Origin of the sequence: Amycolatopsis sp. M39 (genome assembly GCF_001651785.1) — a bacterium.
Lineage (GTDB): Bacteria > Actinomycetota > Actinomycetes > Mycobacteriales > Pseudonocardiaceae > Amycolatopsis > Amycolatopsis rubida.
Window position 1 is genome coordinate 223492 of the sequence record NZ_LWSF01000002.1, and the last position, 14332, is coordinate 237823.

Below are 14332 nucleotides of genomic sequence, written 5' to 3' on the forward strand. Positions count from 1 at the left end.
GACCACGCGACCCGACCAGATGCCGCGCACCGCCACAACGAGGCCGCACACCACAACTACCAAGAAACCCCAATTGGCGCGCAAGCCCACCCGAGAACCGCAGCCGATACACCCGACCATCGAGGCACCCAGCCCTCCCCCGCACCCCGATACGAAGCCTTCCTGCACACTCGGGCTTCGGGGTGCCCCACGCCAGCAACCGGGCCAATGTCGCCCCCAGGCGACGAGCCGATCAATTAGCGCAAGCCCCAGTCCCCACCCGAGCAGTCTGCGACGGCGCAGCGTCAACCGCACTGCGCACCTGATCCGCAGTCAGCGTGAACCCAGTATCCGGATCCTCCACCGCGGCCCCGAACACCACCCCGATGACATCCCCGTCAGGCGTGATCATCGGCCCCCCGGAGTTCCCGCTCCGCACCGTCCCCCGAACGGTGAACACATCCCGCTGCACAGTATTAGCGTCGTAAATATCCGGCCCGCGCAAGTTAATCCGTCCCCGAACCCGGGCCGGAGTAGCGGTATACGGCCCATCCAACGGATACCCGAGCACCACCGCGTTATCCCCGGCCTTCGCGGTTTCCGGCGCAAACGGCAACACCGGCGCCCTCAGCCCAGGCACCGCCAGCACCGCGACATCGATCTCCGGATTGAAATAGACAACCCGAGCCCGATAGTCCCCCGAAGTCGACTCGATCCCGACCTCATCGGTCCCCGCCACCACGTGCGCATTAGTCATCACCCGCTGCGGTGCGACCACAAATCCGCTGCCTTCGAGCGCCCGGGAACAAGACGGCGCATTCCCCCGAATCTTCACCACACTCGGATGCACCCGCTTGGCCACAGCGGACACATTGAGCGAGGTATCCGGCGGCGGCGTATCCGCCGAAGGAGCCTTCTCGAACGGCGAAAGCGCAGACGGAAACCCGGACGCGTCAAGCAACTTCCGCAAATCGCTTGGCAGTCCTTGCGCCTCGGCAGGCATCAGGTCGTTGACCTTGCCGAGCACCACCNTTAGCCAGCCCAGGAATCGCCGAAACCGTCGTCAACGGATTCGCGACCAGCCAGGCAACCACGAACACCGCAGCCGCCTGCAAGATCGCGCCGAGCGTCTTGTCGATGCCGGAAAGCTTGTCCGGATTGATCTTCTGCCGCAGCTTCCGCCCGACCCACACGCCGAGCGTCTCGCCGAGCACGATCAGGAACACGACCACAGCGAACGCGAAAGCCACCTTCGCGACCGGACTGTCGAAGAGGCTGATCACGAACGGCGCCAGCTTCACCCCGGCCACCGCGCCCAGCGCGACGCCCACGAGCGCGGGCAGCGCGACGATCACGCCCTGGAACGCGCCGGAAACCGCCGCCATGACCGCGAGCAGCAGGACGACGACATCGACCCAGTTCACCGCGCCGTCACTCCTCGATAGAACCGTCCCGAGCCGCCAACCGGCCCTGATGTTCGGCCCACGCTACGTCAAGCTCGCGCACGTCGCCGGTGTCCCACTCCCGTTCCCAGCCGCCGAGCGAAAGCAGCACGGACAGCAGACCGGCGGTGAAGCCCCAGACGAACAAGCCGTCGACAGTGAACGCGGGCCCGCGCCACGACGCGTCGCCGCGGCGCACGGTGAACCGGTTGGCCGGGTCGGCGAGGTCGGCCAGCGACACCCGAGCGACCGCCGCCGTCTCTGCCGGATCGACCGCGCGCACCGGCGACGGGCTGTGCCAATGCGCCAGCACCGGCGTCACCGCGAACCTCGACACCGGCACGAACAGCTCCGGCAGCACCGCGACCGGCAGGATCCCCGACGGGTCGACGCCGGTCTCCTCCTCGGCTTCGCGCAGCGCCGTGCCGACCGGGCCGTCGTCGCCGTCCTCCGCGCCGCCGCCGGGGAACGAGACCTGCCCGGCGTGCGAGCCGAGCGTGTCCGCCCGGCGTTGCAGCAGGACGTCCGGGCCGTCGCCGCCAGGCCGTTCGCCGAACAGGATGAGCACCGCGGCGGCGCGGGTGAGCAGGTCTTCGGGCGGGCTGAACCGGGTGAACGTGCGGCTGTCGACCTCGCCGGACACCTTCACCAGCGGCCGCAGCCATTCCGGCACGGCTTCGGGTTCGACAAGCGGTCCGGTGGTCATGAGTAGTCCTTCACAGCAGCGCGCACCTGGTCAGTGTTGTCGAACACCCGCGGGTTCGCGATGAACCGGACCTGGCCGTCCGCACTGACCAAGTACGACGCGGGCAGCGACGAGGGCACCTTGAGCGCGGTGCGGATGGGACCGGTCTGGCCGTCGCCGTCGTAGAGCGACGGGAGGTGCACGCCGAGTCGCTCGAACAGGCCGAGCCCGTCCGGAGCCGGGCTGGCGACCTGCACGCCGACCACGCGCACCGCACCCGGCTCAGCGGCGTACCGCTGCAGCACCGGCAGCTCGGTGCGGCACGGCTGGCACCACGACGCCCATACGTTGACCAGCACCGGACCGCCGCCGAGAACCTTGGCGACGTCCACGCGGGACCCGTCGCCGAGGCAGTCCGCTTCGATCCCGGAGAGCTGATCGACGGCTTTCGCCGCGGCGGGCGGGCAAGCCTGGAGCTTCGCCGCCGCACGAGCCGAGGCGAGGTCGCCGGACGCGGGCGGCGCGGACGTCGAATCGCCGCCGCGCAGCGTCAGGACCGCGACCAACGCGGCCACCGCCAGCACCGCGACCCCGAGCGCCCACTTGGTGACTGCGGTCACCCGCGCGCCGCCAGCTCGAGAATGTGGTCCTTCTCCGGGCCTTTGACCAGTTTCGCGGCCACTTCGAACTCGATGGGCCCGGTGCCGAACGACGGGCAGTCCTTGCGCAGCGGACACGCGCCGCAGGCCGGTTTCCGTGCGTGGCACACGCGGCGGCCGTGGAAAATCACGCGGTGGGACAGCATGGTCCACTCTTTCCGCGGGATCAGCTCGCCGACCGCGTGCTCGACCTTGACCGGGTCCTCTTCCGCGGTCCAGCCCCAGCGCCGCACGAGGCGGCCGAAGTGAGTGTCCACTGTGATTCCCGGCACGTCGAAAGCGTTGCCGAGCACGACATTCGCGGTCTTGCGGCCGACGCCGGGCAGCGTGACGAGGTCGTCGAGTTTCTTCGGCACCTCGCCGCCGTAGCGCTCCACGAGCGCCGCGCCGAGACCCATCAGCGAATTCGCTTTCGCCCGGAAAAACCCGGTCGTGCGCAGGTATTCCTCGAGTTCGGCGCGCTCGGCTCCGGCGTAATCGGCCGCGGTGCGGTACTTCTTGAACAACGCGGGCGTGACGAGGTTCACCCGCACGTCCGTGGTCTGCGCCGACAACACCACCGCGACCAGCAGTTCCAGCGGATTCGTGAAGTCCAGCTCGGCCTTCGCGTCCGGATAAACCTCGTCGAGGCAACGTTTCATCCGCCGGGCGCGTCTCACGAGAGCGAGCCGGCTTTCTTCGCGGTCCGCGCGGGGCCCGTTCGGGACAACAGGGGGCACCCCGATAGCCTACGGGCGAGTCGGACGAGCCGGTCGGGAGCATCCGCCGGTGGACGGCCGAACCGCCAGAGCACCACCTCTGCGGGCCGCGCGTCCGCCCTGAGCGAGGATCTGGAGATCCATGACCGAGTGCGTCACCGAAAACAGCGGAGCTGTGGCATGACCGTGTGGTTCGTGATCTTGGTCCCGCTGGTGATCATGTTCTTCGCGTTGTTCATGGAACGGGTCGAGAGCAGGCTCAAGCACGTCGCGGTGCAGGAGAACGAGGTCGAGGAGTTCCTGGAGCAGGCCCAGCCCAACGAGGTCAGGGCCCTGTACGGGCACGGGATCGGCCGCGCGCTGGAGCTCTTCCGGCTCCGCAGGCTCGGCGGACGGGCAGCCAGGCTACGCGCGCGCAAGGTGCGGAGTTAGGCTGCTCAGTCGGACGAGATCGTTCCAGGCAGCCGCGCCGGGCGCGGCGAGCCGACGAGCGATCTGCCCGACACGCCCTAGACTGACGCGAAAGTGATCGGCGACACTGCCTTCGGCCTGCGAAGGAAGTGGTCGTTTCTCGACGAGGAGGCACCCGAGGTGGACGAAACCCTGGCCCGTGCGGGCATTTTCCAGGGTGTGGAGCCGGCAGCGGCGGAGGCGCTGGCCCAGACCTTGGAATCCGTGGAGTTCCCCCGCGGCCATGTCATCTTCAACGAGGGTGAGCCGGGCGACCGGCTGTACATCATCCAGTCCGGCAAGGTGAAGATCGGCCGCAAGTCCCCGGACGGCCGTGAGAACCTGCTGTGGATCGCCGGTCCGTCCGACATGTTCGGCGAACTGTCCATCTTCGACCCCGGCCCGCGCACGTCCGGTGCCACGACGGTCACCGAGGTCCGCGCGGTCACCATGGACCGCCCGGCGCTGCGGCAGTGGATCGCCACCCGCCCGGAGATCGCCGAGCAGTTGCTGCGCGTCGTCGCGCGCCGCCTGCGCCGCACGAACAACATGGTCGCGGAGCTGATCTTCACCGATGTCCCCGGCCGCGTGGCCCGTGCGCTGCTGCAGCTGGCGCAGCGCTTCGGCAGCCAGGAGGCGGGCCTGCTGCGGGTCACGCACGACCTGACGCAGGAAGAGATCGCCCAGTACGTCGGCGCGTCCCGCGAGACCGTCAACAAGGCGCTGGCCGACTTCGCCCACCGCGGCTGGCTGCGGCTCGAGGGCAAGAGCGTGCTGATCCTGGACCCGGAGCGGCTCGCCCGCCGCGCCCGCTGATCCACACCCGTGCGGGTTACTCCGCACGGGCTTTCGAAGGCCACCTCCTACCGGGGGTGGCCTTCGTGCGTGCATATCGGACTGTCCCCCACAAGAGCGGCATTCCGCTCCCGTCCCGTGTCGCCGCCGGTTTCGGCGCGTCCGGCCAGGAAAATGACAAGGAGCCGGGCGCCACCCCCGACGTGGCGCACCGGCTCCTTGCCTGCGCACGGATCATCCCCCGACGACCCGCGCTCCCCGCCCTCCGGACCAGGCCCCGACCCATATGCCGGAGGGAGCTGGGTGCTGCAGTGCTGTCCAGCCCGCAATGGGCTGTCGTTCAACCATCACGGCCAAAACTCACGAATTCAAGGCCATTCACCCTCAAGGACGCCAAGACCGCGTTTTCGTTGCACGAGTTCACGAAGAATCCAGCTGGTGTTATCGGATCGAGACCTCCAGGTCATGCAACCGGGCCACCACCGACGCCGGGGCGGGCTGCTCAGCGATCTGGGCGGCCAGGGACTCGGCGGACTCCCGGTAGGCCGGGTCGGCCAGCACTGTCCGGACCGCGTCGAGGATTCCGTCGCCTGAGTCGACCGCGATTCCGGCTTCCACGGCCTGAACCTGCGCGGCGACTTCGAAATGATCAGTCGCCAACGGCAAGACCACCAGCGGCACCCCGTGCGCGAGCGCGCCGAGAACGGTCGCCGAACCGCCGTGGCAGACCACTGCGTCGACGGCGGGCAGCAGCTGTGTCTGGGGCACGAACTGCTCGATCCGAACGTGGTCCGGCCGCTCGCCGAACCGGCCGGCGTCACCGTCCAGGCCGATCGTCGCCACGACGTTCACCGGCTCGTCGCGCAACGCGGCCACCATTCCCTCCAGCACGCCGGGCCGCGCGTTGTGGGTGGTGCCGAGGGTGACGTAGACGGTCCGGTCATACGGCAGCCCATCGAGGACTGCCGGACGCGGACCAGGCGTCGGCGTCACGCCAGCGGGCTGGAGCGGCCAGCGCGTCGGGTACTCCCAGGCGACGTCAGCCGGGGTCAATCCCGTCGGCCAGAAGTCCAGGTACGGCACGGCCTCGCGCGGCGGCAGCTCGCCGAGACCGCGTTCGCGCACCAGGCCGTTGGCGACTTCCCAGGCCCGCTCCATCGTCGCGGCGGACTTCGGCGGGCCGATCGCGTGCATCGCATACGGCACGCCGACCAGGCACGCAGCCATCACGGCGGCACGTTCGGCGAGGTTGGCGATGACGAGATCCGGCCGCCAGCCGCGGACGAACTCGACCATCTCGTCGAGCCGCGCGGCCGCGCCGAGACCGACCATGTACTCGGCGACCAGGTGGGAGAGCCGCTCGTCCGCGGTCATCCCGGCCATCTCCTCGCGGGCTCGCTGCCACATCGAGGCCGCGGCGGCGGGGTCGCTCGGCTGTCCCACCGACACCGCTGGCAGACCGGCGTTCTCCAGGTACCGCACGGCTTCCGGACCGGTCACGAACGCGACCTCGTCTCCAGCGGCACGTGCTGCCTCGGCGAGCGGAAGCATCGGCGCGAGATGGCTGTATCCAGCCCCGGAGGAGAACATCAGCCGCATCGCGCGAGCGTACTGGCTGACCCGATCGGGCGTGACCGAGATGACCGGGAAATTACTGGTACCTACGTACCAATTTCGCCATACTGGTACGCGTGTCCCAGTCTGCCCATTCCGAAGGCCGCACCACGCTCTCCGACTACCGCGCCGCGCTGAGCGCCCCTGGCTCGCGCGGCCCGGTGATCGCGTCGATCCTCGCCCGGCTCCCGATCGCGATGATCGGCATTTCCGCGCTGCTGTACGTGCAGCGCGAAACCGGTTCGTTCGCCGCCGCCGGGCTGGTCTCCGCGAGCTCGCTCGCCGGGGTCTCGGTTGGCGCGGTCGTACAGGGCAGGCTGATCGACCGGTTCGGGCCGAGCCGTCCGCTGCTGGTCGTCGCCGCCGTGTTCGCCCTGTCGATGGCGTCGCTCGCGGTCGCGATCGAGGCGCACCTGCCGACGTTCGTCCTGATCCCGCTGGCCGCCGCGACCGGGCTTTCCGAGCCGATGGTCGGCTCCGCGTCGCGGGCGCTGTGGACGAAAATCCTGCCGGAGGGACCGGCGCGCAACGCCGCGCTGTCCTATGAGGCGATCAGCATGGAGGTCTTCTTCATCCTCGGCCCCGGCATCGCGGGCCTGCTGATCACCGCGCCATGGGCGGGCACCGGCATGGTCGTCGGCTCGATCACCATGGTCACCGGCGCGGTGCTGTTCGCGCTGAACCCGACCGTGCGCGCGTGGGGTTCAGCCCCGAAGGCCAGGACACCACTGCTCGGCGCGCTGGCCAGCCCCGGGATGCGGACGCTCGCCTTGGCAGCGCTCGGTTTCGGCATGGTGATCGGGTTCGTGGAGGTCGCCGTGCCCGCCGCCGCGACGGAATCCGGCCACCCCTCGCTCAGCGGTCTGCTGCTGTCCGCGTGGTCGTTGAGCTCGGTGGCGTTCGGGGTGGCTTACAGCCTGCACCCGTGGCCGCGCCGTCTCGGCCTGCGCCTGCCGATTCTGCTGGGCGGTTTCGGCGCTTTCGTCGCCCTGCTTGCCCTTCCGTCGAGCCTGTGGGCCCTTGCGCTGCTGATGCTGCTGGCCGGCGCGATGATCACTCCCCAGTCGACGACCCACTCCGCAGCCATCGAGGTCGTCGCCCCTCGCGGCACCGCGGCCGAGGCGTTCGGCTGGGTCCTCACGGCGGTGACGCTAGGCCTCGCGGCAGGCCAGTCAGTGAGCGGCTACCTGGTCGAACATTCCGGGACGGCTGCGGCTTTCCTGGCTGCTGGCGTAGCCGGTGTTGCGCTGGCTGTGGTGGTTTGGCTGCTTCGGGGGACCGTGCGGGCTGCTTCGCCGGTACCTGCGGACGGTGCTCTTGTCGGAGCTGCTGGGTAACCCTTCCCGTAGCTAGTGCCGCTTCGCTCGGCAGCGCTGCCGGGTAGCTGTTTCCGAAGCTGTCCGGGCCTCTTTGCCCGCCGACAGGCACCGTCCGTGTCCCCTTCACCAGCGGTTGGGGATGCGTTTCCGCAGCTCAACTACCTTGGTCGCCGTTTTTGTCGGTGCTCGCCGCTACTTTGCGTGGCATGGATCTCACATCCTTCGTGCGGCCGCTGGCGGCGGTCGCGACCGCCGCGGCCCGGCTCCTGTCGAGGCAAACCCGCCTGCGCTTGCGGGCGAACGCTGAGGGCCTCGTCGTGTCCGGCAACGACCGCGACCTGGCCGTCCAGCTGTCCTGCCCAGCGACCACCCATCTCGACGGCGAAGTCGTAGTACCAGCCGCGCCGTTCGCCGAGACAGTCCGCATGCTGGATGTCGACCAGGTCCGGTTGGCAGTCGAAGGAACCCGCCTCGCGATCCGAACGGACAGTGCCCGCTTCGCCCTGCCCGTGCTGGACCGCGACCTGCTCCACGTTCCGGAACCACCACCCCTGCTGTCCAAAGTTGACGGCACAGCCCTCGCTGCGGCTTTGCGCACCGTCGCGGGCACCGCCGCCAAGGATGACCCGCTCCCGGTCTTCACCGGCGTACGAGTGCAGTCAATCGGCGACGAACTGTGCCTGACCGCTTCGGACCGCTACCGGATGGCCGTAGCCCGCCTGCCGCTGCAAGAGGTCCGGGACCCCATCGATGTCCTGGTCCCCGCCACCCTGCTGACCGAAGCCGCCCGCCACAGCGCCGGTGCCATGGGGCTGCACGCCGACCCCAGCCACTTCGCGCTGAGCTGGCGAGGAGGCACCGTCACCACAGCGGTCCTGGACGCGGGTTTCCTGTCCGCGGACTCCATCCCGTCCGACGCGGTCGACACGGAAGTCGAGGTAGGCGCCGACGAACTGGCCGCAGCCATCCGCCGAGTCGGCGTCTACTCCGAGGACCGCCGAGTCCTGACCCTGGAAGTCGGCGACGCACACCTCCGCCTGGCAAGCGCACGACAAGACACCGGCGAGGCGGAAGAACACCTGAAGGCAAACGTTTGCGGCGGCCGGACCTCGCCGTCCTTCCAGGCCCGGTACCTGCTGGACGCCCTCGCCCCGTTCAGCGGAGAACGCATCCGGCTGGCAATCCAGCCAGGGTTGCGAGCGTGCGTCCTGACTCCGGCCGACGAGGACGGACGGGAGGTGGCATTGAAGTACTACTTGATGCCGATGTTGCCCCGGTAACCGGCGAACACTGACTTGGCTCCGGCCTGACGGCTGGTTCGCGCCGGACGCGGTGCGAGCCGGGGTAGGCACGGCTCGGGTGCGCGGTGCCGAGCCGGGGCTGAGCCGACTCGGGCTCGCCGGGACGAAGCCAGACTTCCACGACACGGCACGGCTCAGCCGCACAGCACCAAGCCAGAGCTAAGCCGACTCGGGCTCGNCCGACTCGGGCTCGCCGGAACCAAGCCAGACTTCCACGACACGGCACAGCTCAGCCGCACAGCACCAAGCCAGAGCTAAGCCGACTCGGGCTCGCCGGAACCAAGCCAGACTTCCACGACACGGCACAGNCCGACTCGGGCTCGCCGGAACCAAGCCAGACTTCCACGACACGGCACGGCACAGCACCGAGCCGGAACTGCGCCGACCGGGGCTCGCCGGAGCGCCGCGGGGCTAGGCGACGCGGCGCTCTCGCACGCGGAGCGTGCCGAAGGTCGGCACGCTCCGCGGCGGGCTTTCCGGGCTGTTCCAGGCCGCGCACCCGGCACGGAGCCGAGCGAAGTCGTGCCGGAGGCCGAAGGGGTCTGAACGGGGCTGAGCGGCCTGCGGCGGAGTCAACACGGCAGGGGCGTGCCGTTGTCGGTTCGCGGCGGTTCTGGCTGCTGTTGCCGGGAAGGCAGCACAACTGCGCGGTGATGGATCGGCTGCCGCCCTCCATCCGAAGATCCACCGGGGCCTGCGCGATGCGTCGCGGCACGTCCCGGGGAAGGCTCGGAACAGCCTTCAGGCAGCCGTCTCCGCGGCCACCGCGGCCTTGACCTCGTCGAACGTCGGGTTCACCAGTGCGGTCGACCCCACAATCACCGTGGGCACCGTCTCGTTGCCGTTCGCCACCTCGCGCACTCGTTCGGCCGCGCCCGGTTCCTCCCAGATGTTGATTTCCCGGACCGGCAAACCGCTTTCCAGCAGTGGCCGGCGCAGGGCCGAGCAGAAGCCGCAGCCTGGGCGCCAGTAGAACTCGACCTCGACGTTGCTCATTGTCCGTCCTCCGAAGACGACCGTAGATACTCCAGTTGTGCGCGCACGCTCGCCTCGGCCGGTGCCCACAGCGCGCGGTCGACGTCGGCGTAGACCACCTCGACCACTTGCCGCGGCGTCGCGTCTTCGCCGAGCGTTCGCAAGGCGGAACGCACCTGATCCAGGCGCTGTTCCCGGTGCGCCAAATACTCTCGTGCGGTCGCGGGCAGATCCGGCAGCTCCGGGCCGTGGCCGGGCAGGCCTGGGATGCCGTCCGGGAGTGCGATCAGTTTGCGCAGTGAGCGCAGGTAGTCGCCCAGGTCGTGCAGGACCGTCGTGCCTCGGCCGAGGATCGTGTCTCCGGTCAGGATCTGGCCTCCGACCAGTAGCGACACCGAATCGTCGGTGTGGCCGGGAGTGTGCAGGACACTGAAGTCCAGTCCGCCCGCGGCGAAGGAGTCGCCGTCGGCGAACGCAGGCGCGTCGATGCAGAGGGAAGCGTCGAAGGCTCGCACCGGCGCGCCCGTTTTCGAAGCGAACCAGGGTGCGCCTTCGGCGTGATCCGGGTGGTGATGGGTCAGCAGGATGAGCTCGACCGGACCGACGGCGGCGAGCTTTTCCAAGTGCTCCAGATCGTGGTAGCCGGGGTCGACGACCACGGCGGCAGCGGCGTCACCACCGCGCAGCACCCAGGTGTTGGTGCCCTCCAGCGTCATCGTCGAAGGATTGTTCTCCAGCAGCACCGACGCGGTTTCGGAAACACGGCGCAGCACGCCGTAAGCGGGAGCGGTCACTCAGGACTCCGAAGTATCGAGGACAACGCGGATGTTCTCGCCGTCCCGGACCAGGGTCGGCACGGTCTTCACGATCTCGCGCGGCTCGGCGAGCACCGCGTCGGCCTTGGAAAACTCGGCGAGTTCGACGAGGGTCAGCCAGGTCGGCGGCATCAGCGTGCGACGACCTTCGCGCGCGTCCGCGACTGCCTCGGCGGGCGGTTGCCAACCGGCGGCGGCGGCTTCTGAGGTCGCGCCGTCCGCGCGCTGGCCTTCAGGGAGCTTCGCGACGAAGAAGCGGGTGTCGTATCGACGCTGTTCCTGCGGCGGCGTGACCCAGTGCGAGTACGGGTGGAGCAGGTCCGCGCGCAACGTAAGGCCCGCATCAGCCAGGAAACCAGCGAGCGAGATTTCCCGTGATTCCAAGGCTGTCCGCGCTTCGTGGTACGGCGCGACGTCGGCGACCACCGAGTCCTCGGTCCCAGCCAGCAGTACGCCGGACTCCTCGAACGTCTCCCGAACAGCGGCACAAACGAGCGCGCGGGCGAGGCTTTCGTCGCAGGTGAACTGCTCGGCCCACCACGACGGCGGCAGCCCGGCCCACGCCACGGAGGCGTCGGCGTCGCGCGGATCGACCCCGCCGCCAGGGAACACCGTCATCCCGCCGGCGAACGCCATGCCCATGACGCGGTGCTGGAGGAAGACCTCCACGCCGTCGGAAACGTCCCGCAGCAGGATCACCGTGGCGGCGTCCTTCGGGGTCGCCGGCGGGCCATCCGCGTTGTCCCGGATCGCGATGCCGGGACGGGCGGGGATGTCGAAAACGAATTCACGCGGCCGTTCCACCCGGGCAACATACCTCGCAATCCGTACGCGTCGCGGATTACTTGTGTCACCTCCCGACAGTCCCGGGGCAGCCCAAAACCGCCGTCCCGCGTCCGGTCGCCCGAAAGCCGCGAAGGGCTCCTTGCGGGAATCTTCTTCCCGCAAGGAGCCCTTCACGGAACAACAGGGGCTCAGGACCAGTGCTGGTCCCCGCCGGAACGGGACGCGCCGTTGAGCCGCAACCGGGCCGCCTCGGCACGCTCGCGTTCAGCCAGTTCCTCGTGCAACTCGCGCAGCAGCGCACGGTCGCGTTCGGACAGGCTCGGATCGTCCAGATCCAGCGCGGGCAGCTCGACCACCTCGTGCATGCTCGGCTTGCCCGCGGCGATCTCGCGGCCCTTCTCCGGGTCCTCGGCCAGCGCGCGCCGCAGCTGCGCCACCTCGGACGGAGTCAGGTCCGACGTGCGCTCGGCACGCGACTCCGATCCGGCCGTCCTCGGCCGCTCCGAAGACGCGGCGGGCTCGGCCACCGGCTCCGGCGTCGAGATCGGCTGTGCGGGCACGGCCTGCACGATCGGCACCACGGGCGCGACCGGCACCACCGGCTCGGCGGCAACCGGTTCCGGTTCGGGCTGGCGGTGCCCGTGCCGGCTCGGCGCTTCCGAGACCGGCTCGGGAACCGGAGCCGAAGCGGGCGCCGGGGCGCTGCGCTGCGGCGTCGGTTCCGGCCGGTAGTCCGGGGCCGAATGCGTGCTGCCGGTGACCCACACCGGGCTCGCGACGGCACCCGCGGCCTGGTGGTAATCCGACTGCGGAATTCCCGGACCGCTCACCTCGACGACCGAGCGGATGCCCGCCCGGCGCAGCGCGGTGTCGACGCGGAACGCGACCGCGGGAGGGTTGCCCTCGGGACCGAGTTCGACCAGCACTACCCGCTGCGGCAGCGCGCCCGGCACGCTGCCCGCCGGGGTGTTGCGCCACACCGCGTGCACGGAACGCACGTCGGGCAGCACCTGCAAGGTCCGGTCGAGCGCCTCGGCGAGACCGAACTCGGGCTGGTTGTCGCCGGTGAACCGGTGCGTGTGCATCGGCTCGTGGTCGGTGACCAGCAGGTCGTTCGCGAGCGTCGCGTCCGACCGGCTCATCTCGAGCACCAGCGCCAGCTCGCGCTGTTCGGCTTCGCTCACCGCGATCCGGCCCGCGATCAACGTGCCGGTGGTGAGTTCCACCGCCTCGTCGATGTGAGCCCGGGCGATCAGTTCCCGCGCTTCGGTGAGCGCGCTGTCGTCGATGCGGCCCGCCAGGGCCAGCAACAAGTTATGCAGGCGCAGGGGCACCGAGAACCCGTCCATCGGGCCGTCGTGAACCTCCACCATGGCTCTGCTCCTCCCAGCTCGCCTGGCGGCAACGAGCGTTAAGCGGCGACAAGTCGATGACCGGCGCCCGCGGCGCCTACGCAGACCAGCTCGGACTCGGCGAGCGCGGCCCGGTGGTACCCGGGAAGGTCGAAGCGCGGCGGGATGACCTCGACGCTGGGCTCCTCGTCCCCCATGACCCGCAGCACCCGCTGCAGTTCACCGGTGAGCCGGGGCTGTCCCGCGGTCGCCGTCACCAGCAGGACTCGCTTCGCCCCGCTCTCGCTGGCGGTGCCGAGGCGCCGCCAGCTCTGCCGTACTTCCCCCACATCCGCGCGTCCACGCAACGTCGCGTGAAGCAAGACGGACACAGAGTCGACGGAGTTCACCCATTCGGGCGCACTCTGCGTGAATGTGTACCTGGTCTCGGTGACGTCGTCTACCCCCAGGGTCGAACTCACCTGGTGCCAGTCAGCACCGTGCGGGATCAGACCGGCCACGAGCAGGCGGTACTCCGACTGGTCCAAATCGATCCTGTGCTTGAGCAAAGACCTCGGCAGGGTCCGCGCGAGCGTCCCCATCGCGCCTTCGCCGAGCCAGTCGCGGAACCGCCACAACAGCTGGTCCGGCGTGCGGCCGGCGAGCCGCAGCAGCAGTTCGTGCAAGGACTGTTCGATGTCGGGGTCCATCACCGCACCTCCACGATCAGTTCGACTTCCACCGGCGAAGCGATCGGAAGCTCCGCGACGCCGACGGCCGACCGCGCGTGCACCCCGGCGTCGCCGAAGATCTCGCCGAGCAGCTCGGACGCCCCGTTCACGACCGCGGGCTGGCCGGTGAAGCCCTCCGCGGAGGCGACGAAACCGACCACCTTGACAATCCGGACAACAGAGTCAATGCCGACGAGGGCGTGTACCGCGGCGAGCGCGTTCAGCGCCGCTATGCGGGCGTGGCCCTTGGCCTCCTCCGGGCTGACCTCGCCGCCGACCTTGCCGGTCGCGGCGAGCGCGCCGTCAACGAACGGCAGCTGGCCGGAGGTGTAGACGTGCGAGCCGGAGCGCACGGCGGGCACGTACGCGGCCAGCGGTGCGGCGACTCCGGGCAGTTCGATGCCGAGCTCGGCGAGCCGGTCACTCCAGGTCAACGCCGCCCCCTCAGCTCTTCGGCCGCTTCAGGTACGCGACGTGCTGTTCGCCGCTCGGGTTGGGCAGCACGGTCACCAGCTCCCAGCCGTCCTCGCCCCACTGGTCGAGAATCTGCTTCGTGGCGTGGATCAGCAGCGGGACGGTGGCGTACTCCCATGTGGTCGCACTCATGACTCGGGAGCGTAACCAAGCGGGCAAGGCCCCTCCGGACCGCGGCCGCCGAAAGCCCGTCACCCGTCCAGGGGAGCACCTGGCTGGGCCGGGTGAGTGTGGGGCAGTTCACATCCGATCGTCGCTCTCGTGAGTGGCGATCACGG

15 protein-coding genes and 1 pseudogene are annotated in these 14332 nt (G+C 69.6%); 4 read left to right on the top strand and 12 right to left on the bottom strand.

Going from position 1 to position 14332, the window contains the following annotated elements; translation table 11 throughout:
- Positions 1 to 232: 232 nt before the first annotated feature.
- The 4 genes and pseudogenes from A4R44_RS05750 to nth all read right to left on the bottom strand — a co-directional run bounded on the left by A4R44_RS05750 (position 233) and on the right by nth (position 3406).
- A pseudogene (locus A4R44_RS05750) lies at positions 233 to 1403 on the bottom strand (MarP family serine protease).
- Positions 1404 to 1410: 7 nt separating this feature from the next.
- Positions 1411 to 2127 (bottom strand): CoA pyrophosphatase, encoded by a 717-nt coding sequence (locus A4R44_RS05755; RefSeq protein ID WP_067577031.1) that lies wholly within the window; start codon positions 2125 to 2127, stop codon positions 1411 to 1413.
- Entirely contained in the window at positions 2124 to 2726 is a 603-nt protein-coding gene (locus A4R44_RS05760; protein ID WP_067577033.1) for a TlpA disulfide reductase family protein, read from the bottom strand. Before A4R44_RS05760 ends, A4R44_RS05755 begins: the two co-directional genes overlap by 4 nt.
- On the bottom strand, positions 2723 to 3406 hold the full coding sequence (gene nth / locus A4R44_RS05765) for an endonuclease III (protein WP_067577035.1): 684 nt from the start codon (positions 3404 to 3406) through the stop codon (positions 2723 to 2725). Before nth ends, A4R44_RS05760 begins: the two co-directional genes overlap by 4 nt.
- 237 nt (positions 3407 to 3643) lie before the next feature.
- On the opposite strand from nth, the gene A4R44_RS05770 reads away from it, so the two are divergent.
- Together A4R44_RS05770 and A4R44_RS05775 are read left to right on the top strand one after the other, a co-directional pair.
- Positions 3644 to 3895, top strand: coding sequence for a hypothetical protein (locus tag A4R44_RS05770; protein ID WP_037369289.1), 252 nt, complete (start codon positions 3644 to 3646; stop codon positions 3893 to 3895).
- Between the two features lie 159 nt (positions 3896 to 4054).
- Positions 4055 to 4729, top strand: a complete 675-nt coding sequence (locus A4R44_RS05775) for a Crp/Fnr family transcriptional regulator (protein WP_009084463.1) — start codon at positions 4055 to 4057, stop codon at positions 4727 to 4729.
- Between the two features lie 420 nt (positions 4730 to 5149).
- Here A4R44_RS05775 and A4R44_RS05780 read toward each other — a convergent pair whose 3' ends face one another.
- Complete coding sequence (locus A4R44_RS05780) at positions 5150 to 6307, bottom strand: glycosyltransferase (RefSeq protein WP_067577037.1); 1158 nt, start codon at positions 6305 to 6307, stop codon at positions 5150 to 5152.
- A gap of 92 nt (positions 6308 to 6399) precedes the next feature.
- Here A4R44_RS05780 and A4R44_RS05785 point away from each other — a divergent pair, with 92 nt between their 5' ends.
- Together A4R44_RS05785 and dnaN are read left to right on the top strand one after the other, a co-directional pair.
- Positions 6400 to 7659: an MFS transporter gene (locus A4R44_RS05785; RefSeq protein ID WP_067577039.1), complete on the top strand. Its 1260-nt coding sequence runs from the start codon at positions 6400 to 6402 to the stop codon at positions 7657 to 7659.
- Positions 7660 to 7847: 188 nt separating this feature from the next.
- The gene (gene dnaN / locus A4R44_RS05790) at positions 7848 to 8921 is read left to right on the top strand and encodes a DNA polymerase III subunit beta (RefSeq protein ID WP_067577041.1); all 1074 of its coding nucleotides are present in this window, start codon (positions 7848 to 7850) and stop codon (positions 8919 to 8921) included.
- 762 nt (positions 8922 to 9683) lie between these two features.
- Here the strand turns inward: dnaN and A4R44_RS05795 are convergent.
- From A4R44_RS05795 to A4R44_RS45325, 7 genes are all read right to left on the bottom strand, one after another.
- Positions 9684 to 9938 (bottom strand): glutaredoxin domain-containing protein, encoded by a 255-nt coding sequence (locus A4R44_RS05795; protein WP_043827085.1) that lies wholly within the window; start codon positions 9936 to 9938, stop codon positions 9684 to 9686.
- On the bottom strand, positions 9935 to 10711 hold the full coding sequence (locus tag A4R44_RS05800; RefSeq protein ID WP_067577043.1) for an MBL fold metallo-hydrolase: 777 nt from the start codon (positions 10709 to 10711) through the stop codon (positions 9935 to 9937). Before A4R44_RS05800 ends, A4R44_RS05795 begins: the two co-directional genes overlap by 4 nt.
- Positions 10712 to 11536 carry an NUDIX domain-containing protein gene (locus tag A4R44_RS05805; RefSeq protein WP_067577045.1) on the bottom strand — a complete coding sequence of 275 codons (825 nt, stop codon included), beginning with the start codon at positions 11534 to 11536 and terminating at the stop codon, positions 10712 to 10714.
- A gap of 170 nt (positions 11537 to 11706) precedes the next feature.
- Positions 11707 to 12891 carry a hypothetical protein gene (locus tag A4R44_RS05810; RefSeq protein ID WP_067577047.1) on the bottom strand — a complete coding sequence of 395 codons (1185 nt, stop codon included), beginning with the start codon at positions 12889 to 12891 and terminating at the stop codon, positions 11707 to 11709.
- A 38-nt stretch (positions 12892 to 12929) separates the two neighbouring features.
- Positions 12930 to 13559 (bottom strand): hypothetical protein, encoded by a 630-nt coding sequence (locus tag A4R44_RS05815; RefSeq protein ID WP_067577049.1) that lies wholly within the window; start codon positions 13557 to 13559, stop codon positions 12930 to 12932.
- Positions 13559 to 14014, bottom strand: a complete 456-nt coding sequence (locus A4R44_RS05820; RefSeq protein WP_067577051.1) for a RidA family protein — start codon at positions 14012 to 14014, stop codon at positions 13559 to 13561. Before A4R44_RS05820 ends, A4R44_RS05815 begins: the two co-directional genes overlap by 1 nt.
- A gap of 10 nt (positions 14015 to 14024) precedes the next feature.
- Positions 14025 to 14186 (bottom strand): DUF4177 domain-containing protein, encoded by a 162-nt coding sequence (locus tag A4R44_RS45325; RefSeq protein ID WP_093572516.1) that lies wholly within the window; start codon positions 14184 to 14186, stop codon positions 14025 to 14027.
- Positions 14187 to 14332: the final 146 nt, after the last annotated feature.